This is a genomic window from Rhodococcus sp. LW-XY12, assembly GCF_019317345.1.
Lineage (GTDB): Bacteria > Actinomycetota > Actinomycetes > Mycobacteriales > Mycobacteriaceae > Rhodococcus > Rhodococcus pyridinivorans.
The window spans coordinates 4,193,268-4,214,980 of record NZ_CP079225.1 but is presented as its reverse complement, the minus strand read 5'-3'; the positions used below and the strand labels follow the sequence as shown (position 1 = coordinate 4,214,980).

The window sequence follows — 21,713 nt, the reverse complement described above, 5'->3', positions numbered from 1 at the left end:
GACGCCCGGTGAGCCAGCGGGAGTGGATCGAGAAGGATTTCTACAAGGACCTGGGCGTCTCCCCCGACGCAACGCAGGACGAGATCAAGAAGGCCTACCGGAAACTGGCGCGGGACCTGCATCCCGACGCCAACCCCGGTGACGCCAAGGCCGAGGAACGCTTCAAGGCCGTCAGCGAGGCCAACGCCGTCCTGTCGGATCCCGCCAAGCGCAAGGAATACGACGAGACCCGGCGCCTGTTCGCCTCCGGCGGCATGCCGGGTGGCTTCCGTCCCGGCGCCGGCGGATTCTCAGGTGGTACCGGAGCGACCTTCGACATCGGCGACCTGTTCGGCGGTGGCGGCGACGGTGGGCTCGGCGACCTCTTCGGTGGCCTGTTCAACCGCGCCGGTGGCGGCACTGCTTCCACCGCCGGCCGGTCGCGTCCGCGCCGCGGATCCGATGTCGAGACCGAGACGACGCTCGACTTCCGCGATGCCGTCCAGGGCGTCACGGTTCCCCTGCGGATGACCAGCCCGGCGCCGTGCACCACCTGCCACGGCAGCGGTGCCCAGCCGGGAACGAGCCCGCGGGTCTGTCCGAACTGCAACGGAAGCGGTGTGGTCTCCCGTAACCAGGGCGCCTTCGGATTCTCGGAACCGTGCGACGACTGCCGGGGCAGCGGATCGATCATCGACAACCCCTGCAGCGACTGCCGCGGTACCGGCGTGCAGAACCGCACCCGCACCATCACCGTGCGGGTTCCCGCAGGCATCAAGGACGGTTCGCGCATCCGCCTCGCCGGTCAGGGCGAGGCCGGTCTGCGCGGCGCCCCGTCCGGCGACCTGTTCGTGACGGTGCACGTCCGTCCCGACCGCGTGTTCGGGCGTGAGGGCGACGATCTGACCCTCGTGCTGCCCGTCAGCTACGGCGAACTCGTCCTCGGCGGCACCGTCTCGGTGCCGACCCTCGACGGCCGCGTCGGGCTGAAGATTCCGCCGGGAACGGCCGACGGCCGGGTCCTGCGGGTCCGCGGACGCGGCGTCCCCAAGCGCGGGGGCGGCGCCGGTGACCTTCTCGTCACGGTGAAGGTCGCGATCCCGCAGAATCTCGACGAGAAGGCGACGGAAGCGCTGCACAACTATCTTCGTGCAGAAGAGGCAAGCGGTTTCGATCCTCGAGAGGGATGGGCAGGTGCGTGATGAGCGAGACGAGAATGCCACGGAATCTGTCACCGGATCCCGATGCGCGCGTCTACGTCATCTCGGTGGCAGCAGAACTCGCCGGGATGCATGCGCAGACGCTGCGTAACTACGACCGGCTCGGACTCGTCACCCCGCACCGCACCAGCGGCGGCGGCCGCCGGTACTCGCCGCGCGACGTCGAACTGCTGCGCGAAGTGCAGCGCCTCTCCCAGGACGAAGGTGTCAACCTCGCCGGGATCAAGCGGATCATAGAGCTGACCAACCAGGTCGAGGCGCTGCAGCAGCGCGTCGCCGAACTCAACGCCGAGGTCGCCCAGTTGCGTTCGACACGCGGCGATCTGGTGCCCATTCCGCGCAGCAACGCCCTCGTCGTGTGGAAGCCGCGCAACAGGCGGGACTGACCGCACCGCGGTCGAGCGCGACTGACCGCACCGCGGTCGAGCGCGACTGATCCGCCGGATCGGTCGAGAACGAAAATCTCCCGCCCAGCGAGACGATCGCCCTGTGGAGCCTCGACGTCTGCCTAGTGTGGCGTGTTCCACACGAACGGTCGACGGAAGGCAACAGTCATGGCGGAGTGGGCGGAAGAATGCGACGTCCTCGTGGTGGGGTCGGGAGCCGGAGGGTGCTGCGGTGCGTACACCGCTGCGCGCGAAGGACTGTCGGTGATCCTCGTCGAGGCATCCGAGTACTTCGGCGGCACCACGGCGTATTCCGGGGGCGGCGGCGTCTGGTTCCCCACCAACGCGGTCCTGCAGCGTGCCGGTGACGACGACACCCTCGAGGACGCACTGACCTACTACCACGCGGTCGTCGGCGACCGCACCCCGCGCGAACTGCAGGAGGCCTATGTCCGCGGCGGCGCCCCGCTGATCGACTACCTCGAGTCCGACGACGATCTCGAATTCATGGTCTACCCGTGGCCCGACTACTTCGGCAAGGCGCCCAAGGCCCGTGCCCAGGGACGTCACATCGTCCCGTCGCCGCTGCCCGTCGCCGCCGATCCCGAGCTCAACGAGTCGATCCGCGGCCCGCTCGGCCGCGAACGCAACGGCGAACCCCTGCCCGACATGCTCATCGGAGGTCGCGCGCTCGTCGGACGATTCCTCATCGCCCTGCGCAAGTACCCGAACGTGGAGCTGTACCGGAACACCCCGCTCGAAGAACTGATCGTCGAGGACGGTGTGGTCGTGGGCGCGGTCGTCGGGAACGACGGCGAGCGACGGGCGATCCGCGCGCGCAAGGGTGTCGTCCTCGCCGCCGGTGGCTTCGATCGGAACGACGAGATGCGCAGCAAGTACGGGGTGCCCGGCGCCGCGCGGGACTCGATGGGCCCGTGGTCGAATCTCGGCAAAGCCCACGAGGCGGGCATCGCCGTCGGCGCCGACGTTGACCTGATGGATCAGGCCTGGTGGTCGCCGGGACTGACCCACCCGGACGGACGTTCGGCGTTCGCGCTGTGCTTCACGGGCGGCATCTTCGTCGACCAGGACGGTGCGCGGTTCACCAACGAGTACGCACCCTACGACCGTCTGGGCCGCGACGTCATCGCCCGCATGGAGCGCGGCGAGATGACGTTGCCGTTCTGGATGATCTACGACGATCGGCGCGGTGAGGTTCCGCCGGTCGGGGCGACGAACGTTCCTCTCGTCGAGACCGAGAAGTACGTCGACGCGGGACTGTGGAAGACCGCCGACACCCTCGAGGAACTCGCCGAGCAGATCGGTGTGCCAGCCGAATCCCTGAAGGCGACCGTCGCGCGGTGGAACGACCTGGCCGCGAAGGGAGTCGACGAGGACTTCGGCCGCGGGGACGAGCCCTACGATCTCGCCTTCACCGGCGGTGGGTCCGCGCTGGTCCCGATCGAACAGGGCCCCTTCCACGCGGCGCAGTTCGGCATCTCCGACCTCGGCACCAAGGGCGGTCTGCGGACCGACACCGTCGGGCGGGTGCTCGACAGCGAGGGTGCTCCGATCCCCGGCCTGTACGCGGCGGGCAACACGATGGCCGCACCGAGCGGCACCGTCTACCCCGGCGGCGGCAATCCGATCGGCGCGAGCGCACTGTTCGCGCACCTGTCCGTGATGGACGCGGCGGGACGCTGACACACAGAGGCGGGACGCCGACGCACATACGAACCGGGCCCGGAGGATACGCAGGTATCCTCCGGGCCCGGTCCGTCGTCTCAGGGTCGGGTGACGGCGAAGTCCGCTGTCATGAACGGATATCCGTCCTCTACGGTGGTCGCGACCTCGAAGCGGTGCCGGTTGGCACCGCCGATGTGGGTGCCGTCGCCGTTCGCGACGCCCGTGCCGTAGTTGTTGGCCATGAGCGCCACGGTCGCGTCGCCGGGCATCGTGTAGTCGATCTGGATGCCGAACCCGCGCCGGTCGGCGCTGCTCGCCGAGACCGTCTCGGTGGAGCGGGCCGGCACCACGGTGGCCGGCTCGTCCACCCATGTTCCGTAAGGGTTCTCGGTCGACGTGAGCACCATCGGCGCATCGGTGTCGTTGCGGATCGTCAGCGTGATGGTGGGCCCGTCGGTGGGCAGGGAATCGGCGGCCGCAGTGGCGGGTGCGGTGATCGCCGCTGCAGCGGTCAGAACTGCCGCTGCGACAGCGCGGGTGCGGTACTTCATCGTGCTCCTGGCGGTTGACGACTCGTGGTTCTCAGCCGTGCCTGGCCGGCCGCTGAAGTGTACCCGCCGGTAGCCTGACGCGTAAGCCCTCGTCGATCAGGCCGGGACCAGGTCGCTGACCTCGGCGACGAGCTCCAGCGAACGCAGCCACGCGTCGCGTCCGGGAGCCGACGACACGACGATCAGCTCGTCGGCCTGCGCGCGCTCGGTGAACCGGTCGAGGTAGTCGCGCACCTCCTGCGGCGTACCCACGGCGGTGTACCGAAGCATCTCGAGCACCTGCATGCCGGCGGGGGAGTCGAGCAGCATGTCGATCTCCTCCTCGCTGAACGTGCGCCCGCGTCCGACCATCTGGACGACCCGCGCCCGCTTGGTCGCCTCGAACAGCGACTGCGCCTCCTCGGCGGTATCGGCGGCGATCACACCGACACCCGCGATGACGTACGGCTCCGAGTGGTCGGGGGAGGGCTGGAACTCGCGGCGGTACAGCCGCACCGCGTCCTCGAGGGCCTGCGGCGCGAAGTGCGACGCGAAGGCGTACGGAAGACCGAGCAGAGCAGCGAGTTTCGCGCCGAACAGCGACGAGCCCAGGATGTACAGCGGCACATCGGTGCCCTTACCGGGGATCGCGTCGACTCCAGGGATCCGCGACTCACCCTTCAGGTAGGCCTGCAGTTCGAGGACGTCCTGCGGAAAACTGTCGGCCGACGTCGGGTCGCGGCGCAGCGCCCGCATGGTCTTCTGGTCGCTGCCGGGGGCGCGGCCGAGACCGAGGTCGATGCGGCCGGGATGCAGCGTGGCGAGAGTTCCGAACTGTTCGGCGATGGTCAGCGGCGAGTGGTTCGGCAGCATGATGCCGCCGGCGCCGAGACGGATCGACGAGGTGTGCGCAGCGACGTGCGCGATGAGCACGCTCGTCGCCGACGAGGCGATCGTCGGCATGTTGTGGTGTTCGGCGTACCAGATGCGCCGGAAACCCCACTGCTCGGCGAGCTGGGCCATCTTCACGCTGGCGTCGAAGCTCTCACGGGCGGTCTCGCCCTTGCCGATGTGTGCGAGGTCGAGGATGGAGAGGGGAACGGTCACCGGTAATCCTTCGCGTCGGGGCCCGGTATCGGCCGCCGGGCACACCTTCGGAGCAACCTCGACCGGTGACCGTCTATTCCCTCACCTGTCGTTCGGCGTCACCGCCGTTCGAAACCGCCGTAGGTGCCCTGGAAGAACAGGAGCGGACCGCGGGAGTGCAGCGACGTCAGCCCCGTGACCCGTGCCAGCACGATCGTGTGGTCGCCGGCCTCGTACTCGGTCTCCACGGTTGCCTCGACCCGCGCCAGGGCTCCCTCGATCGCCGGAGCGCCGTTGTCGCCCGGCTCCCAGCGCACCCCGCGGAACTTGTTGCCGCCGCTCACCGCGAACGCACCGCACAGGGTGCGCTGGCTCTCGGCCAGGACGTTGACGGCCAGGGTGCCGACCTCCCGGATCTTCGGCCAGGTCGTCGACGTGCGGGCGGGACAGAACGAGATGAGCGGCGGGTCCAGCGAGACCGACACGAACGACTGACAGGCGAATCCCAGCGGTTCGTCGCCGTCGAGCGCGGTGATCACCGTGACACCCGTGCAGAAGTTGCCCATCACGTCGCGGATCCGTCGGGGATCCAGTACCGCGTGTTCCGCTGTCATCGAAACTCCAATCGATCGGCGTTCGTTCCAGTGTCCGTCACCGACGACACAGTGTGCGAACCCTGTCCCGCCGACCGGTCAGCGAACACGCATGTCGCTGGGAGCCCAGACCGCCCGCATGCTGGTGATGCGTCCCTCGTCGTCGAACGTCATGACGTCGATGGGCTCGATCTCGTAGGTCTGCTCGCCCGCCTTCGTGACCACACGGAAGTGGAAGGCCGCGGTCGACCCGGCGATCCGGAGCGTGAGCAACTCGGTGGTGTTCTCGGTGGCCTCGACACCCGTGTAGAACTCGGCGATCGCTGCCCGGCCCACGCGAGGCTCGCTTCCGGCAGGATCCTCGAGGATGGCGTCGTCGGCGTAGAGGGCGGCGATGTCGGCGGCCACGCCTGCGGCCACGGCATCGAGATAGGCATGCACGGTGGTGCGGATGCGCTGAGTGCGGGCGTCGGTGTCGGAAACGGTCACGGTCGCTCCTGTGTGGTGCGGGACGAAAGGTGTCGCGTCGACGCTGGCTAGCGACCCGCTGGCGCACCGCATCGCCGTTCTCCCGGCCAGCGGGAGATGCCGACCTCACCCCACCCCGAGATCGTCGAATTCCCTGCCGAACAGGTCGGCGAGGGCGACGAGCTGGTCGCAGTAGTGGTCGGCGGATCCGGCGTCCACACCGGCACCGACGATCGTCGCGCCCGCTGCGATCGCGCGGCCGAGTCGTCTGCGCGTCGCGTCGGGGTCACCGAGCGGGTCGAGCCGCGTCACCGACAGCACGACCTCGAAGCCGGGCGGCGGCTGCCTCTTCGCGAGCATCGTTTTCACGTCGTCGAAGGGGAGCCCGAAAGGTACCCAGCCGTCCCCGAACTCGCACGCGCGTCGCAGCGAACGCGGGGTGCGGCCGCCGATCCATAACGGAACTCGCGGCTGCACGGCGCAGGGATCGACCACCACATCCGAGTACTCGAAATACTCTCCGTGATAGGAGGGTTCGCGTGTCGATAGAGATGCGCGCAGGGCGGCGAGAGCATCGTCGGCGCGTGCGCCGCGATCAGTGAAGGGGGCTTCGAGCAACGCGAACTCCTCCTCGAGCGAACCGACGCCGAGACCGAGGGTCAGGCGTCCACCGCTGACCGTGTCGAGCGTGCCGTAGCGCTTCGCGATCTCCAGAGGATGGTGGTAGCCGAGGACGAGAACCTGGGTGACCAGTCGGATCCGGTCGGTGCGCGCTGCCAGGAAGCCGAGGGTCGCCAGCGGATCCCAGTACGTCCCACCGCGCGTCGCGGCCACGGGCGCCGGTACGGCGACGTGTTCACTGCAGGTGAGGTGGTGGAATCCCGACCGATCCGCGGTGACCGCGATCTGCGACAGTTCCTCGATGCCCGCGCCGGCCTCCCAGTCGCCGGAGGCCCCGGGGACCCGGGTGACGACCGGGCTGGTGATCCCGATGCGTACTGCCGGCATGCGGTTCGATCCGTCGGTCATACGCTCTCCTTCGTCGATCGGTCCGTCAGGAGTGTGCGCTCGGACGGGCTCGCGGAGCACGTCCGGTCCCGCTCGCCGATACACGACCAGTGAGGTACACGATCTCGTCGTCGACGGACCGGGAGGCGGCCTCGCGTTGCGCCTCTACCGTCCCGAGTCCTCCGAGGCCGCGCGCCCGGTCGTCGTGTTCGCGCACGGTGGAGGGTTCGTCTTCTGCGATCTCGACAGTCACGACGAGTTCTGCCGGTCGATGGCGGAGGCTGTCGGGGCCGTCGTCGTGTCCGTCGATTACCGCCTCGCCCCCGAACACCCTGCCCCGGCCGCGCACGACGACCTGTACGCCGCGCTCGAATGGACGGCCGCGACCGTCGCGTCGTACGGGGGAGACCCGGCGCGCATCGTGCTTGCCGGCGACAGTGCCGGTGGAAACCTCGCCGTGACCGTCGCGATCGCCACCTGCGACAGGGGCGGACCGGCGGTGCTCGGTCAGGCGTTGTTCTATCCGGTGATCGACGACGACTTCGACACCGAGTCGTACCGGAAGTACGGGGTGGGCTACTACAACTCCGCCGCGGCGATGCGGTGGTACTGGGAGCAGTACGCACCGGACGGCACCGACGATCCCCGCCTGATCCCCACCCGCGCCGAGTCGCTCGCCGGGCTGCCCTCGGCGGTCGTCGCCACCGCCGAACTCGATCCGCCGTGTTCGTCCGGCGACGACTACGCCGACCGTCTCGCCGCGGCCGGGGTGTCCGTGCAGCACCGCAGATTCGACGGCCTGTTCCACGGATTCCTGACCTTCCCCGCGTTGTCGCTCAGCGAGCCGGCGCGGCAGGAGGTGTGGAAGATGGTGCGCGCCCTGGTCGACGGGCCGGATCTCCCGGTGACCGGGACGAGCGGCTTCGCGTCCTGAGCAACTGTCCTAGCGTCCCGCAGACAACGACGAGAAGGAGACTGTCGATGGCGCCGACATCCGTACCGCCCGTGGCACCCGCCCAGGACACCACCGTCGACCTGCTCGTGATCGGGTCCGGTACCGGCATGGCCGCCGCACTCACCGCGCACGAGGTGGGACTGTCCGCCCTCCTCGTGGAGAAGTCGGCCTACGTCGGCGGATCGACCGCCCGTTCCGGCGGTGCGTTCTGGGTGCCGGCCAATCCGGTACTCACCGCGGCGGGAAGCGGCGACACCGTCGAGCGCGGCCACACCTACGTGCGGACGGTCGTCGACGGCACGGCGCCGGTCGAACGGGGCGAGGCCTTCGTCGACAACGGTGTCGCCACCGTCGAGATGCTCCAGCGCACCACCCCCATGAAGCTGTTCTGGGCTGAGGGCTACTCCGACTATCACCCCGAACTGGCGGGTGGTTCGGCGGTCGGCCGCAGCTGCGAGTGCCTGCCCATGGACCTGTCGGTCCTCGGTGAGGAGCGGGGTCGACTGCGTCCCGGCCTCATGGAGGCGAGCCTGCCGATGCCTACCACCGGTGCCGACTACAAGTGGATGAACCTCATGTTGCGCTTGCCGCACAAGGGTTTTCCGCGTATCTTCAAGCGGCTCGCACAGGGGGTCGCCGGTCTCGCCGTCAAGCGTGAATACGTCGCCGGTGGGCAAGCGATCGCCGCCGGCCTGTTCGCGGGTGTGCTGAAGGCCGGTGTGCCGGTGTGGACCGAGACGTCGCTGGTGCGTCTGCTCACCGACGGGGATCGTGTCACCGGTGCCGTCGTAGCGCAGAACGGACGTGAGGTGACGGTGACCGCTCGTCGCGGGGTGGTGCTTGCCGCGGGTGGGTTCGACCACGACATGGAGATGCGGCGCAAGTTCCAGTCCGAGCGTCTGCTCGACCACGAGAGCCTCGGGGCGGAGACCAACACCGGCGACGCGATCAAGGCAGCCCAGGAGGTCGGTGCCGATCTCGCCCTCATGGATCAGGCATGGTGGTTCCCCGCCGTCGCGCCGACCCGTCCGGGCAAGCCGCCGATGGTCATGCTCGCCGAGCGTTCGCTGCCCGGCTCGTTCATCGTCGACCAGACGGGACGCCGGTTCACGAACGAGTCGTCCGACTACATGTCGTTCGGACAGCTGGTGCTCGAACGCGAGCGTGCCGGCGATCCGATCGAGTCGATGTGGATCGTCTTCGACCAGAAGTACCGCAACAGCTACGTGTTCGCGGCCGGGGTGTTCCCGCGCCGGCCGCTCCCGGAGGCCTGGTACGAGGCGGGCATCGCCCACCGCGGCACCACCGCTGCGGAACTCGCGGCGTCGATGGGCGTGCCGGTGGACACCTTCGCCGCGACGTTCGGAAGGTTCAACGAGGACGCCGCGGCGGGAACGGATTCCGAGTTCGGACGTGGCGGCAGTGCCTACGACCGCTACTACGGTGACCCGACCGTCCAGCCGAACCCGAACCTGCGACCCCTCACGCACGGCCCGCTCTACGCGGTGAAGATGACGCTGAGCGATCTCGGCACGTGCGGTGGCGTGCGCGCCGACGAGCGGGCGCGGGTCCTCCGCGAGGACGGCAGCCCCATCGCCGGTCTCTACGCCATCGGCAACACCGCGGCCAACGCGTTCGGCCACCGCTATCCCGGTGCCGGTGCCACCATCGGGCAGGGCCTGGTCTTCGGGTACATCGCGGCACGCGACGCAGCATCGTCGGACGCACCGGTCGCCTGAGTGGACGATCCGAAAGGTAGGGAGGGCATGTGACGATCACGAACGGGGACGTCCGTTCCCTCCCGACCGTGCTGTCCCTCTGGGGAGCCGGGCCCCGCCTCGAAGACGGCCCGGTGGACGAAGTGGACATCGTGTTCTTCGCGCCACCCACCACCGAGGCGCTGGCCTGCCGGTCCCGCGACAACCGCGACGAGGCGTCCGGTCGGCTCGACCGGACACTCGGATACGTCGATGAGATCGGGCGGTTGGTCGCCGAGGTCTACGTGTCCGGATCGGCGCGTCCGGTCGGTGAGCACGGTGCGTCCGTCCCGCTCGCCGACGAACTGCTGCATTCGGTTGTCGAACGGTTCGACCTCGCCGATGTGCGGCGACTCCGGATGCGGTTCTACGGACATTCCGCGGGTCCCGGATCACAGACCTGGTCGGTGACCGTGTTGCAGCGTTACCGCACCGATCACGAGGACGTCGAGGACGTCGCGCTCATCGGCACGGATCCTTCCGGATCCGTCGTCGCTCGTGCCTGGGTGACCGTCGCAGCCGATCGCTGAAGAGCCGGCCGGACGTCGGGCGCACTCAGTACGGGTCGTAGCGGATGTTCTCGACCGGGGTGCCGGTCTCGATCAGCCGCTGAGCGGTGGTGCGCACCATGGCCGCCGGGCCACACACGAGCACCTGGTGGTCGCCGAACGCACCGTAGGACGTGACGACCTCGTCGACGCTGCCCTCGAGCAGTTCGTCGGGGTCGGGTCCGAACTCGTCGATGCGCGGGGCGATGCGATCGAACCAGGGGTCGGGGATGTCGGGGATCTCGAGGGTCTCCACGACCGGCACCACCGTCAGCCACGGCAGCGCCTCGGACAGGAGCATGAGCATGTCGGCGGCGTACAGGTCGCGCGGGTTGCGGGCGCCCGTGAACAGGAAGGTGCGGGGCGGATCCGGGTGACGCGCCGTGTCGAGGATCAGCGACCGCAGCGGCGCGAGGCCCGTGCCGCCGGCCACCATGATGACGATGCGGCCGGTGTCGTCGATGTGGAGGTCGCCGCCGCGGGCGGCGCCGATCTGCCACACGTCGCCCGGTTGGGTGTCGGCGACGATCGCGCCGCTCACCCAGCCACCCGGGACCGTGCGCACGTGGAACTCGAGCTTGCCGTCCAGCGACGGTGGCAGCGCGGGGGAGAGGCGACGCGGCAGCGTGGGACGCTGCGGCACGGCCACGTCGACGTACTGCCCGGGGCGGAAATCGACGATCGCGTCGTCGCATTCGAGACGCACGACGGCGAGGTCGTGCCGGAGCCGATGATGTTCGACGACGGTTGCGGTGACTGCCGTTTCGGTCTCGCTCGGTGACGGCGTGGCCGACTGCATGCGTGATCCCCCGGTGGTGTGCTGTGACGTGCCCAAGACTCTAGGCGAGAAGTCGCCGAAAAGGCAGAGTGGAACGTGTTTCAGTTTTCGGTCTCGGGCGGTTATCGTGACGAACGGCAGGTGATGGTCACCACAGCGGAGAACGCCAACCGGTGACGTCACACAACGGACCGTCACAGCACACCGGAAGGACGACCATGCCCGAGGAGTACGCCGACCTCTACCGCCCCGCATTCACGCCCGATCTCCTCATCACCGCGCTCGACCGCAGCGCCGACCGGCCCGCCCTGCACCTCGGTGACGTCGTCCTCACCGGAGCCGAGATGCGCGCCGCCATCAGCCGGTTCCAGCAGGCGCTCGCGTCCGTCGGGGTCGGCCAGGGAACGGCGGTCGCGATGCTGTCCAAGAACCGGCCCGAGGTGCTCATCTCGATGGGCTCCACGATGGTCGCCGGCTGTCGCACCACGGCCCTGAACCCGATGGGCTCGCTCTCCGACCACCTGTACATCTCGACCGACGCCGAGATCGAGACCCTGATCTTCGATCCCCGCCACTTCGAGGAACGCGCAGCGGAGCTGCGCGAGCAGGTGCCGACCCTGAAGAACCTGTTCTCCCTCGGCCCGTCCTCGGTGGGCACCGACATTCTCGCCCTGTCCGAGGAGTTCACCGAGCAGCGCCTCGTGTCCGCGCCCGTCGACATCGAGGACACCTCCTCCATCGTCTACACCGGCGGCACCACCGGGAAGCCGAAGGGCGTGATGGGCTCGTTCCGTTCGGGCGCGGCCCTGAACCAGATCCAGATGGCCGAGTGGCAGTGGCCCGAGCAGCCGCGCTTCCTCGTGTGCACCCCGCTCTCGCACGCCGGTGCGGCGTTCTTCGTTCCCACGCTCCTGCGCGGCGGATGCCTCTACGTGCTGCCGCACTTCGATCCTGCGCTCGTGCTCGAAGCGATCGAGAAGCATCGCATCAACGCGACCATGCTCGTGCCGACGATGATCTACATGCTGCTCGACCATCCCGATTTCGACAGCCGCGACCTGTCGAGCATCGAGACCCTGTTCTACGGTGCGTCGGCGATGTCGCCGTCCCGCCTGCGCGAAGGGATCGAGCGGCTCGGCCCGGTCTTCTTCCAATTCTACGGCCAGTCCGAATGCGGCATGACCATCTCGGTGCTGCGCAAGGAAGAACACCTCCCCGACGATCCGAGCCGCCTCGCGTCGTGCGGCCGCCCCGTGCCGTGGCTCGACGTCCGCCTGCTCGACGACGACCTGAACGAGGTGCCGCAGGGCGAACTCGGCGAGATCTGTGTGCGCGGCCCGCTCGTGATGAAGGGCTATCTGAACAAGCCGGAGGAGACCGCCGAGGCGCTGCGCGGCGGATGGCTGCACACCGGCGACGTCGCGCGCGCCGACAAGAACGGCTTCATGACGATCGTCGACCGCAAGAAGGACATGATCGTCACCGGCGGCTTCAACGTCTTCCCCCGCGAGATCGAGGACGTCATCTCGTCGCACCCGGCGGTCGCGTCCGTGGCCGTCGTCGGTGTGCCGGATACCAAGTGGGGCGAGGCCGTCAAGGCGTGTGTCGTGCTGCGCGACGGTCAGTCGGTGCCGGTCGAGGAACTGATCGAGAAGGTGCGTGCCGCAAAGGGTTCGGTGCACGCCCCCAAATCGGTCGACTTCCTCGACGCTCTGCCGTTGACGCCGCTGGGCAAGCTCGACAAGAAGACCCTGCGGGCGTCCTATCGCTGACCTCGTTCGCGTGGCGGTCGGTCCCGGCAACCGGTCGTGGTTGCCGGGGCCGGCTGTTTGTCACCAGGACTCGTGGATTCGGAATGCCGCTGTCCTGCCTCACCACTGGTGCGCGACGTCCAGCACCACCCGTGAACCGCTACCGGGACCGTCGAGGGTGAACACCCGGAACGGCAGCCGGGCCCGTACCCCGACACCGAGGGTGGTCTGGCCTTCGAAACTGTTGGCCCACGCCACCTGTCGCAGGGTGCGGTATCCGCTCACGTCGACGACCTCGCGCCGGTTCGTCGGTACGTAGTAGGCGGGCGCGAGGACGACCACCTGGAGGTAGGCGCCTCCGCGCAGCGGGACCTCGAACCCCGATCCGTCCTCGTGGACGGCGGGGACGTAGCCGACGCGGTAACCCGCGGCCGGCCCGGCGAGATCGACGACGATCCGGTCGAAGCACTCGTGCCGTCCTGCCCGCACGGCGGTGAACGGTGAGGCGACCATCGTCGGGTTCACCTCGTCCAGCGAACCCCAGTGGATGCCGCAATAGGGCGTTGCGGCCGACGCGGTCGGGCCCGTCAGCCCGATCCCCGCGATGACGACGATCATCGCGAGCCACACGTGAATCCTGCTCATGTCCGTTCCTCTGTGTGTGGCTGATGATGGATCATCGCGAGGAGTGTGATCCGCGTTACATTTTAGGGTCGGGACGCTCCTCGACGAGGTCCTCGAAGGTCGTCTCCTTCAGCGACTCGAAGACCGGGGCGACCAGACGGTCGAGCATCGACGAGAACACTTCTGTACCGGCGAGTTCCCGCACCCCCAGCTCACCCGACGTCACCTGCTCGACGAGCTTCGCGAAGGCCGGGTCGCCCGTGGCATCGGCGATCGACCGCAATGACGTGACGATCTCGCGGGACAGGGTGGCATCGCCGCGCGCGACGTCGACGACGATCTCGGATTCGTCCATGTCTTCTCGATTCCTGTGCGGCACCGTGGTGCCTAGACTGCGGGGAGGCCGGGGATCTCGATGTTCTCGATCTTCGCGAGATTTCCGGTGAGCACACCGATGAGGCCCTGGATGGACGTCCACACTGTGGTGTGGACGTCGATCGCCTTCCTCCACTGGTCGCTGATGATCACCAGGTCCACTACGGAGGACGCTGCAATGGCCGCCGAGCCCAGAACTCCGACACCGGTTGCGGCGGCGATACTCGTCGCCGCGATCCTGATCAGAACCCTGATGGCTGCATCGGTTATGACCGAGAGGATTTCGGCGAATGCTTGGTTCAGTTCGTACATCGACACGGCGATCTTCTCCAATTGCTCAGAGATCCCGTGAACGGCCCGGGCCTGTTCGTCGAGGGCGTTCTGCAGATCGGTGAGATAACGACCGGCGGCCCCGCCCGCCGATCCGTCCCACGGGGCAACCGTGCCGTGGACGTCGTCTACGGCCGTCGCGTACGCACGGTGGAAGGTGGCCAGCCTGTTCACGCCATCGCTCGTGCGCAGCACCGACTCCCAGTCGCCACCGCAGTGCTGGGCCGCGTACACCCACGGATCCGTGCCCACCACGAACTTGCAGAGTTCGGCGACGTAGAAGCTCGGGGAGAGGTAGTACATCCCCAGGGTGCGTTCGAGCAGGTCCGGTATGGGATCGGACGCGGTGGGTTCGACGAGCGCATCGTCCGGACGAGCGCTCACCAGCCGATGTCCGGACCGGTGCGCTCGAACTGTGCCGAAGTGCCCAGTTCGGTGTCCTCGTATGTCCGTGCGGATTCGGTCATCGCCGTCGCCGCTCGGTCGATCGCCACACCCAGCTCGTCGTAGAGAGCCGTCAGCCGGGCACGGGCCGTGTGCACCCGTTCGACGACATCGAAGTAGATCAGTCCCCCGGTCTCAGGAGGCGTCAGCCAGCGATCGGCGTAACGGCGTGCACCATCCGCCTGGTCGGCCAGATCGCGCAGATCATGTGTTGCAGCGCGCAGGTCGTCCGGGTCCACATACAGATTCGATCGTGTCAAGACATCCCCCCAGTCGTGATCGGACGAGAGTGTAGGCCATCGCAACGGCGTTTGCGACGCCCGCTACAGTGCACGACGTGACAACCGGGGGGAACACGAAAAATGGTCTTGCGCATGTGCGTTTCGAGACACAGGACCGTGACGATGCGATACCGACACGACTGGGGGGCCGACCCGTCCAGCTGACGGTGAAGGATGAGCTTCCACCCGTGTGTCCTGTGCACGGGGTGCCGGAGGTCGAGCGCGTGCACACCTGGGTCACCACCTATCGCAAGATCCGGCACAGTCGCGCGCAGATCCGCATCATCGGTACCGAAGCTGCGGCGAAGGCCAGTACGTGGCGTGCACGTGCGCAGCACAAGCCACACGTGATCGCGTTCGATGTACCGATGTGTGCGCGGTGCGTCCGGATCGATCGGCTGACACGGTGGGCGATGTGGCTGTGCATGCTGGGCGGACTGGTCTGCCTGCTCGTCGCGGTGCAGATGGCGGCCCTCGGCTGGGCCCGCGAGCACATGGCCCTGTGGTCGCTGCTCGTGTTCGGAACCTTCCTCGTTCCGACCCCGGCGATCTTCGTCAGACAGATGCGTCAGGGCTGGTGGGGTTTCGAGGCTCCGATCGACGGGTCGGCGCTCGTTGTCGCGTATGCCCACCCGAACTTCGTGGCCGAGACGGAGAGGCGACGCGGCCGATAGATCCTCGGCTTTCACCGGGGAGGGCGGCCTGACATACTCCCTCGCATGGTGAACGGGGACGTCCAGCGGGTCGAGGTGCGGTTGGCAGTCGAATATCCGGGCTCGGGAGCGACGAGCACGCTCGGAGACGGTTCGATGCGACCGATCGATCCCATCCCCCCGATCTGCCCGCGCCACGGAGAGCCCGAGACCGGACGTGTCCGGGTGACGGTCGCGGCCGACGCATCGGAGCCCCGCCAGGGATCGAACCGGTTCGGTTCGGCGCTCGAGGCCGCCTACACGGTGCAGGTCGCCGCGGTGGACTGGCCCGTGTGTGCTCGCTGCGTCGCCGTCCGCACGCGCTGGCAGATCGCCGCCGCCGCGACCTGCACGGTCCTCGGCGTCATCTTCCTCGCGCTGGTGTTCGCGCTCGTGCAGGGCGCTCCCGAGATCTACGGTCTGGCGCTGCTCGGTGTCTTCGGTCTGTCGTTCCTCCCGATCTACGTCGCCTTGCGGGTGCTCGAGCCGAAGCGGGCCTCTCTGGGAATGTCCGTGGCCGAGGACGGTTCGGAACTCGTCATCTCGCAGGCGCATCCGGAGTTCGCGCGGGCGGTCGCGGCGCAGCGGATGTAGCCACCGTTCCCTTCTCCTGCGGCGTTGACTTCTGGACCGGCCGGTTCATACTCGAACCGGGGGTCGATCGTCTCGTTTCACAGGCAGGAGAAGTGCCGTGAAGATCGAACATTCCACTCCGGCGTCCACCCCGGAACTCGGATCCGAGGAGAAGAAATCTCTCGCCGTGCGGGCTCTGATGATGATGGCCGACGGTGATCGCAGCGTTTTCGGCGAGGTGCTGTCCGCGGACGCGGTCAATCGCGAAGCAAAGAGTGAACCGCCTCCCACCAGAGTCCACGGACCCGACGGTTTCTTCGCAACTGCACTGTGGTTGCGTGACGCCTTCGCAGATCTGAAGTTCGAGGTGAAGAACGTCGTGGAGCAGGACGATCTCGTCGTCCTCGACACCGTCATGTCGGCGCGACACGAAGGACCCTTCGCCACCTACGACGAGCAGGGCCGCGTCGACCAGGTGTTCGCGCCGACGGGAAAGAGTTTCACGGTGCGTCAGGCCCATTGGATGCGGGTGGCCGACGGCAAGATCGTCGAGCATTGGGCCGTGCGCGACGACCTCGGAATGGCAAAGCAGGCGGGATGGGTGCCACCGAACCCGATCTCGCTGACGCGGAACGTTCTCGCAGCACGGAAGCTGCGCAAGCAGATCAGAGCGGGTCGAAGCTGATGTTCTGACGCGGGGTGCCTGCCGCCGACAGCGCGTACAGCGTCGTGCGGATCATCGACGGCGACCCGGCGATCTGGATCTGACGGTCGGCCCACGTGCCGAACTGCCCGGCGACCTTACCGAGCTTGCCGTACATCGGCCGGTTGAGGCCGGTGGGCGGTTCCTTCGCGGGAACCGGGTGCCACCAAGGGTTCTCCTTCTCCTCGAGCACCGGCACGATGGTCAGCCACGGGTTGGTCGTGGCGATCTGCCACAGGGTCTCGAGGTCGTACAGGTCGCACGGATACTTGCCCCCGTAGAACAGGTGGACGCGCGGGTTGTCGCCGCGCATCGCCATCTCCATGATCTGGGCGCGCATGGGTGCGAGACCGGTGCCGGACGCGATCATCAGCACGTCCCGGCCGCTCTCGCGGTCGACGTGCAGGCCACCGAGCGGTGGGCCGATCGTCCACCGGTCGCCGACCGCGGTCTCGCCGACGAGCGCGGGGCTCACCCATCCGGTGGAGACCCGTCGAACGTGGAATTCGATCTGCCCGTACGGATTCGGCGGGATCGCTGCCGACAGGTACCGCCACATGTGCGGGCGCTGCGGGATCTGCACGCTCATGTACTGGCCCGCGTAGTAGGGGATCGAGCTGTCGGCCTCGAGCCGGATGATGGCCAGATCGGGGAGCACGCGTTCGTGGCCGACGACGGTGGCCCCCCATGAGGCAGGCAGGTCGTCGGTGGCCGCGGCGGTCGCCATCGTCTCGACGACTCCGTCGACGACCTCGGCCCAGGTGCGTTCGAGCGCGGCCGTCCACAGGATCAGGGGAGTGCATTCGCGGACCGCGGCGAGCAGTGCGTTGCCCGCGACGCGGTAGTGCAGCGGCTCGACCCCGTACTTACGGTGGTCGCGCGCGAGCTGGGCGAGGAACCTGTCGACGGTGCCCGGTTCGTGGAGGCGGGCGACGACCCAGCCGACCGCGGTCGCGAACCGCTGTCGCATCGACTCCATGCCGGCGGGGAACAGTGAGCGGATGCCGGTGGACTCGCTCCACATGGCGTTGTAGAACGCCGTCGCGAACCGTTCGGCTCCGGTGGGGGTGGCGATGATCGACGCGAAGCTGAGCTGAACCCGGGCGATGGCGAAAGCCTCCACGCCATCCTCCCTGTATCCGTGCTGCGCGAACGCCGCCACTGTAGTCGGTTGCAGGGCGCCCGGCCACTGACCGCCGGGTCCGTCACAACCTGCGAGCGGTTTGTGAACAGAATCACTATACTCAGGAAAGTTGAGTGGAACAAACTCAACTTATGATCCGTTGAAGAATTCGACATCACCGAGACCTGTCCGAGGCAGGGAATCGGCTGCAGAATCGACATGGGGCACTCGCCTGCGCGTGGGGTGCACCGAGAAAGAAAGGGGCGCGCAGTGGACTCGTTCAATCCGACGACCAAGACCCAGGCCGCACTCACCGCTGCACTTCAGTCGGCGTCCGCTGCGGGCAACCCGGAGATCCGTCCGGCACACCTGCTCGTGGCACTGCTCGACCAGACCGACGGCATCGCCGGCCCGCTGCTCGAAGCGGTGGGCGTCGACCCGGCCGCGGTGCGCAGGGAAGCCGAGGACCTCGTCCGTCGTCTTCCGCAGACCAGCGGGGCGACCACCACACCGCAGCTCGGGCGTGAGGCGATCGCGGCCATGACCGCGGCACAGAAACTCGCCACCGAACTCACCGACGAATTCGTCTCCACCGAGCACGTCCTCGTCGGCCTCGCCGGTGGCGACTCCGATGTCGCGAAGCTCCTCGCCGGGCACGGCGCAACGCCGGCCGCCCTGCGCGACGCCTTCACGACCGTCCGCGGCAACCGCCGCGTGACCTCCGCCGATCCCGAGGCCAGCTATCAGGCCCTGGAGAAGTACTCCACCGATCTGACGGCGCGGGCGCGTGAAGGCAAGCTCGACCCGGTCATCGGTCGCGACAACGAGATCCGCCGTGTCGTCCAGGTGCTCTCCCGCAGGACCAAGAACAACCCGGTCCTCATCGGTGAGCCAGGCGTCGGTAAGACCGCCATCGTCGAGGGCCTCGCCCAGCGCATCGTCGCCGGGGACGTGCCCGAGTCGCTGCGCGGCAAGACCGTCATCTCGCTCGACCTCGGCTCGATGGTCGCGGGCGCGAAGTACCGCGGCGAGTTCGAGGAACGCCTCAAGGCCGTGCTCGACGAGATCAAGGAATCGGCCGGGCAGATCATCACCTTCATCGACGAGCTCCACACCATCGTCGGCGCCGGCGCGACCGGCGAGTCGGCGATGGACGCCGGCAACATGATCAAGCCGATGCTCGCCCGCGGTGAGCTGCGGCTGGTCGGTGCCACGACCCTCGACGAGTACCGCAAGTACATCGAGAAGGACGCGGCCCTCGAACGTCGTTTCCAGCAGGTCCTGGTGGGGGAGCCGAGTGTCGAGGACACCGTCGGCATCCTGCGCGGCCTCAAGGAGCGCTACGAGGTGCACCACGGCGTGCGCATCACCGACTCCGCGCTCGTCGCGGCGGCGACGCTGTCCGACCGGTACATCACCTCGCGCTTCCTACCCGACAAGGCGATCGACCTCGTCGACGAGGCAGCCTCGCGCCTGCGGATGGAGATCGACTCGCGTCCCGAGGAGATCGACACCGTCGAACGCGTCGTCCGTCGCCTCGAGATCGAGGAGATGGCGTTGCAGAAGGAGAGCGACGAGGCCTCGAAGGAACGCCTCGAGAAGCTGCGCGCCGAACTCGCCGACGAGCGGGAGAAGCTCAACCAGCTCACCACGCGCTGGCAGAACGAGAAGACCGCGATCGACTCCGTGCGGGAGATCAAGGAACAGCTCGAATCCCTGCGCGGTGAGGAAGAACGCGCCGAACGCGACGGCGACCTCGGCAAGGCCGCCGAGCTGCGCTACGGCCGCATCCCCGAGCTGGAGAAGAAGCTCGAGGCGGCCGCCGCCGCGTCGGGTACCACCGCCGGTGGCGACCTGATGCTCAAGGAGGAGGTCGGCCCGGACGACGTCGCCGACGTCGTCGCGGCATGGACCGGCATCCCCGCCGGCCGCATGCTCGAGGGCGAGACCTCCAAGTTGCTGCGGATGGAGGACGAACTGCGCAAGCGGGTCGTCGGCCAGGACGTCGCGGTGCAGGCCGTCTCCGACGCGGTGCGTCGTGCACGTGCCGGTGTCGCCGACCCTAACCGTCCGACGGGGTCGTTCCTGTTCCTCGGCCCGACCGGTGTCGGTAAGACGGAGCTGGCGAAGGCACTCGCGGACTTCCTGTTCGACGACGAACGCGCCATGGTGCGGATCGACATGTCCGAGTACAGCGAGAAGCACTCGGTGGCACGCCTCGTCGGTGCGCCTCCGGGCTACGTCGGCTATGAGGCCGGCGGTCAGCTGACCGAGGCCGTGCGGCGCCGCCCCTACACGGTGGTGCTGTTCGACGAGGTCGAGAAGGCACACCCGGACGTCTTCGACACGCTGCTGCAGGTGCTCGACGACGGTCGTCTCACCGACGGCCAGGGCCGCACGGTCGACTTCCGCAACACCATCCTGATCCTCACATCGAACCTCGGTGCGGGTGGCGATCGGGAGCACATCATGGCGGCGGTGCGGGCGGCGTTCAAGCCGGAGTTCATCAACCGGCTCGACGACGTCGTGATCTTCGACCCGCTCTCGGAGGAGCAGCTCGAGAAGATCGTCGACATCCAGCTCGACCAGTTCGCCGACCGCATGTCGGCGCGGCGACTGACACTGGACGTCTCGAACACCGCGCGGTTCTGGCTGGCGGTGCGCGGCTACGACCCGCAGTACGGTGCACGTCCGTTGCGCCGCCTGATACAGCAGGCGGTCGGCGACCAGCTCGCCAAGAAGCTGCTCGCCGGTGAGATCAAGGACGGAGACACCGTCCACGTGGGCGTCAGCGAGGACGGCGACCACCTCGTGATCAGCGCCTGACGGCGCCCGTGCGCGGCCTCGGTGGCAGGAGCCGCCGGGGCCGCGCGCGCCTACTCTGGAAGGCGCTATGACGAATCCCCAGGATCCGCGCACCCCGCAGGAACGGGCTTACGCACTCGACGAGTCGTCGAACGGGACGGACGACGACGCGACCCGCGTGCTGCACACCGACGACCCGACCGAGGCGTACGGGCGGCCGGTCACCGACCCGACGGTCGCGTACACCCGCTACGAGCAGTGGGGCGCGCAGGGGAGCGAGTACCAGCCCACGCAGGCCTACCCCGCGCCCCAGGTCCATCCGTCTCAGCAGCCGTATCCTCCCCAGCCGGGCTACCCGCCCCCGCACGGCTATCAGCCCACGCAGGTGCTCCCCGGTTACGACCCCCGCAATCCGCAGACGGCGATGAACCCGGGACCGGGCACACCGGGGCAGGGGATACCGGGGCAGCCACCGACGGGCCCGGTGCCCGGCGCGGATGCCGGGAAGCCACGCGGCCCTCGCTGGGGACTGATCGCGCTCGCCGCGGTGGTCCTCATCGCGCTCGGCGGCACCATCGGGTTCCTGCTCAGCCGACCCGACGACTCCACCTCGCGGGTCGCGTCGGATCGCGCCCCGGCCACCGTCGCGCCCCCGCCGACGGCGACTCTCCCGCCGGCACCCGAACCGACCACACCGGGGCTGCCCCTCGACCGGATCCCGGGCGGACTCGGCGAGGTCATGGGCGACGCGGGCGCGGTCGTGGGCACGATCACCGCGAACGACGGCGGCAGCATCACCCTCGGTGTCATCGGTGGTTCGACGGTCACCGTCGTCCTCACGCCCGACACCGAGATCATCACCCTGACCGGCGACACCGCCGACAGCCTCGAGGTTGGCGCGACCGCCGTGGCGACCGGCAGCGCCGTCGAGCAGGGGCGGATGACCGCCCAGACCGTCGTCAGCGCGTCCCTCCCATCCTTCGGTGGTTCGGGCCGCTGACCCGCTAGGCTGACTCGA

Annotated in this window: 23 protein-coding genes; 12 read left to right on the top strand and 11 right to left on the bottom strand. The window is 68.3% G+C overall.

Annotated features, from left to right (window positions below; genetic code table 11):
* The first annotated feature begins 8 nt into the window (after positions 1–8).
* The 3 genes from dnaJ (at position 9) to KXC42_RS19535 (ending at position 3,289) form a co-directional block, all read left to right on the top strand.
* Positions 9–1,181, top strand: coding sequence for a molecular chaperone DnaJ (gene dnaJ / locus KXC42_RS19545; protein ID WP_064061281.1), 1,173 nt, complete (start codon positions 9–11; stop codon positions 1,179–1,181).
* Positions 1,181–1,585 (top strand): heat shock protein transcriptional repressor HspR, encoded by a 405-nt coding sequence (locus tag KXC42_RS19540; RefSeq protein WP_024101918.1) that lies wholly within the window; start codon positions 1,181–1,183, stop codon positions 1,583–1,585. Before dnaJ ends, KXC42_RS19540 begins: the two co-directional genes overlap by 1 nt.
* Before the next feature lie 168 nt (positions 1,586–1,753).
* Entirely contained in the window at positions 1,754–3,289 is a 1,536-nt protein-coding gene (locus tag KXC42_RS19535) for an FAD-binding protein (RefSeq protein WP_219129419.1), read from the top strand.
* Between the two features lie 80 nt (positions 3,290–3,369).
* On the opposite strand, the gene KXC42_RS19530 is transcribed toward KXC42_RS19535, so the two are convergent.
* The 5 genes from KXC42_RS19530 to KXC42_RS19510 all read right to left on the bottom strand — a co-directional run bounded on the left by KXC42_RS19530 (position 3,370) and on the right by KXC42_RS19510 (position 6,977).
* A complete protein-coding gene (locus KXC42_RS19530; protein WP_006553023.1) occupies positions 3,370–3,822 on the bottom strand; it encodes a hypothetical protein in 453 nt (150 codons plus the stop codon).
* Between the two features lie 96 nt (positions 3,823–3,918).
* The gene (locus KXC42_RS19525; RefSeq protein WP_219129418.1) at positions 3,919–4,908 is read right to left on the bottom strand and encodes an LLM class flavin-dependent oxidoreductase; all 990 of its coding nucleotides are present in this window, start codon (positions 4,906–4,908) and stop codon (positions 3,919–3,921) included.
* A 98-nt stretch (positions 4,909–5,006) separates the two neighbouring features.
* On the bottom strand, positions 5,007–5,501 hold the full coding sequence (locus tag KXC42_RS19520; protein WP_024101914.1) for a flavin reductase family protein: 495 nt from the start codon (positions 5,499–5,501) through the stop codon (positions 5,007–5,009).
* A gap of 78 nt (positions 5,502–5,579) precedes the next feature.
* Entirely contained in the window at positions 5,580–5,969 is a 390-nt protein-coding gene (locus KXC42_RS19515; protein ID WP_219129417.1) for a nuclear transport factor 2 family protein, read from the bottom strand.
* A gap of 105 nt (positions 5,970–6,074) precedes the next feature.
* Positions 6,075–6,977, bottom strand: a complete 903-nt coding sequence (locus KXC42_RS19510) for an LLM class F420-dependent oxidoreductase (RefSeq protein ID WP_219129416.1) — start codon at positions 6,975–6,977, stop codon at positions 6,075–6,077.
* 31 nt (positions 6,978–7,008) lie between these two features.
* Between KXC42_RS19510 and KXC42_RS19505 the strand changes: the two genes are divergently transcribed.
* Genes KXC42_RS19505 through KXC42_RS19495 form a run of 3 tightly spaced genes read left to right on the top strand, consistent with a single transcriptional unit; the run spans position 7,009 to position 10,198 of the window.
* On the top strand, positions 7,009–7,890 hold the full coding sequence (locus tag KXC42_RS19505; protein ID WP_006553018.1) for an alpha/beta hydrolase: 882 nt from the start codon (positions 7,009–7,011) through the stop codon (positions 7,888–7,890).
* Between the two features lie 47 nt (positions 7,891–7,937).
* The gene (locus KXC42_RS19500) at positions 7,938–9,650 is read left to right on the top strand and encodes a 3-ketosteroid-delta-1-dehydrogenase (protein WP_064852468.1); all 1,713 of its coding nucleotides are present in this window, start codon (positions 7,938–7,940) and stop codon (positions 9,648–9,650) included.
* Positions 9,651–9,679: 29 nt separating this feature from the next.
* Entirely contained in the window at positions 9,680–10,198 is a 519-nt protein-coding gene (locus KXC42_RS19495) for a hypothetical protein (protein ID WP_006553016.1), read from the top strand.
* A gap of 25 nt (positions 10,199–10,223) precedes the next feature.
* Here KXC42_RS19495 and KXC42_RS19490 read toward each other — a convergent pair whose 3' ends face one another.
* Positions 10,224–11,015 (bottom strand): FAD-binding oxidoreductase, encoded by a 792-nt coding sequence (locus KXC42_RS19490; protein WP_019291028.1) that lies wholly within the window; start codon positions 11,013–11,015, stop codon positions 10,224–10,226.
* A 197-nt stretch (positions 11,016–11,212) separates the two neighbouring features.
* Between KXC42_RS19490 and KXC42_RS19485 the strand changes: the two genes are divergently transcribed.
* Complete coding sequence (locus tag KXC42_RS19485) at positions 11,213–12,766, top strand: AMP-binding protein (protein WP_219129415.1); 1,554 nt, start codon at positions 11,213–11,215, stop codon at positions 12,764–12,766.
* Positions 12,767–12,865: 99 nt separating this feature from the next.
* Here KXC42_RS19485 and KXC42_RS19480 read toward each other — a convergent pair whose 3' ends face one another.
* Genes KXC42_RS19480 through KXC42_RS19465 form a run of 4 tightly spaced genes read right to left on the bottom strand, consistent with a single transcriptional unit; the run spans position 12,866 to position 14,778 of the window.
* Complete coding sequence (locus tag KXC42_RS19480) at positions 12,866–13,390, bottom strand: hypothetical protein (RefSeq protein ID WP_257605878.1); 525 nt, start codon at positions 13,388–13,390, stop codon at positions 12,866–12,868.
* Positions 13,391–13,445: 55 nt separating this feature from the next.
* Positions 13,446–13,724 (bottom strand): hypothetical protein, encoded by a 279-nt coding sequence (locus KXC42_RS19475; protein WP_219129414.1) that lies wholly within the window; start codon positions 13,722–13,724, stop codon positions 13,446–13,448.
* Between the two features lie 32 nt (positions 13,725–13,756).
* The gene (locus KXC42_RS19470; RefSeq protein ID WP_024101904.1) at positions 13,757–14,458 is read right to left on the bottom strand and encodes a hypothetical protein; all 702 of its coding nucleotides are present in this window, start codon (positions 14,456–14,458) and stop codon (positions 13,757–13,759) included.
* On the bottom strand, positions 14,455–14,778 hold the full coding sequence (locus KXC42_RS19465; protein ID WP_228044657.1) for a hypothetical protein: 324 nt from the start codon (positions 14,776–14,778) through the stop codon (positions 14,455–14,457). Before KXC42_RS19465 ends, KXC42_RS19470 begins: the two co-directional genes overlap by 4 nt.
* Before the next feature lie 245 nt (positions 14,779–15,023).
* On the opposite strand from KXC42_RS19465, the gene KXC42_RS19460 reads away from it, so the two are divergent.
* The 3 genes from KXC42_RS19460 (at position 15,024) to KXC42_RS19450 (ending at position 16,749) form a co-directional block, all read left to right on the top strand.
* Positions 15,024–15,473, top strand: coding sequence for a hypothetical protein (locus tag KXC42_RS19460; RefSeq protein ID WP_257605877.1), 450 nt, complete (start codon positions 15,024–15,026; stop codon positions 15,471–15,473).
* Between the two features lie 45 nt (positions 15,474–15,518).
* Positions 15,519–16,085 carry a hypothetical protein gene (locus KXC42_RS19455; RefSeq protein ID WP_019291034.1) on the top strand — a complete coding sequence of 189 codons (567 nt, stop codon included), beginning with the start codon at positions 15,519–15,521 and terminating at the stop codon, positions 16,083–16,085.
* 97 nt (positions 16,086–16,182) lie between these two features.
* Positions 16,183–16,749, top strand: coding sequence for an ester cyclase (locus tag KXC42_RS19450; RefSeq protein WP_033096225.1), 567 nt, complete (start codon positions 16,183–16,185; stop codon positions 16,747–16,749).
* Here the strand turns inward: KXC42_RS19450 and KXC42_RS19445 are convergent.
* On the bottom strand, positions 16,730–17,890 hold the full coding sequence (locus KXC42_RS19445; RefSeq protein ID WP_024101900.1) for an FAD-binding oxidoreductase: 1,161 nt from the start codon (positions 17,888–17,890) through the stop codon (positions 16,730–16,732). The two genes, KXC42_RS19450 and KXC42_RS19445, sit on opposite strands and share 20 nt — an antisense overlap.
* Before the next feature lie 270 nt (positions 17,891–18,160).
* Between KXC42_RS19445 and clpB the strand changes: the two genes are divergently transcribed.
* A complete protein-coding gene (gene clpB / locus KXC42_RS19440; protein ID WP_024101899.1) occupies positions 18,161–20,716 on the top strand; it encodes an ATP-dependent chaperone ClpB in 2,556 nt (851 codons plus the stop codon).
* 67 nt (positions 20,717–20,783) lie between these two features.
* A complete protein-coding gene (locus tag KXC42_RS19435; protein WP_219129413.1) occupies positions 20,784–21,695 on the top strand; it encodes a hypothetical protein in 912 nt (303 codons plus the stop codon).
* Positions 21,696–21,713: the final 18 nt, after the last annotated feature.

Coding starts and splice junctions, on each gene's coding strand:
- KXC42_RS19535 (WP_219129419.1), top strand. CDS start 1,754: ATGGCGGAGTGGGCGGAAGAATGCGACGTCCTCGTGGTGGGGTCGGGA.
- KXC42_RS19490 (WP_019291028.1), bottom strand. CDS start 11,015: ATGCAGTCGGCCACGCCGTCACCGAGCGAGACCGAAACGGCAGTCACC.
- KXC42_RS19530 (WP_006553023.1), bottom strand. CDS start 3,822: ATGAAGTACCGCACCCGCGCTGTCGCAGCGGCAGTTCTGACCGCTGCA.
- KXC42_RS19435 (WP_219129413.1), top strand. CDS start 20,784: ATGACGAATCCCCAGGATCCGCGCACCCCGCAGGAACGGGCTTACGCA.
- KXC42_RS19510 (WP_219129416.1), bottom strand. CDS start 6,977: ATGACCGACGGATCGAACCGCATGCCGGCAGTACGCATCGGGATCACC.
- KXC42_RS19475 (WP_219129414.1), bottom strand. CDS start 13,724: ATGGACGAATCCGAGATCGTCGTCGACGTCGCGCGCGGCGATGCCACC.
- KXC42_RS19540 (WP_024101918.1), top strand. CDS start 1,181: ATGAGCGAGACGAGAATGCCACGGAATCTGTCACCGGATCCCGATGCG.
- KXC42_RS19520 (WP_024101914.1), bottom strand. CDS start 5,501: ATGACAGCGGAACACGCGGTACTGGATCCCCGACGGATCCGCGACGTG.
- KXC42_RS19455 (WP_019291034.1), top strand. CDS start 15,519: ATGGTGAACGGGGACGTCCAGCGGGTCGAGGTGCGGTTGGCAGTCGAA.
- KXC42_RS19500 (WP_064852468.1), top strand. CDS start 7,938: ATGGCGCCGACATCCGTACCGCCCGTGGCACCCGCCCAGGACACCACC.
- KXC42_RS19480 (WP_257605878.1), bottom strand. CDS start 13,390: ATGAGCAGGATTCACGTGTGGCTCGCGATGATCGTCGTCATCGCGGGG.
- KXC42_RS19485 (WP_219129415.1), top strand. CDS start 11,213: ATGCCCGAGGAGTACGCCGACCTCTACCGCCCCGCATTCACGCCCGAT.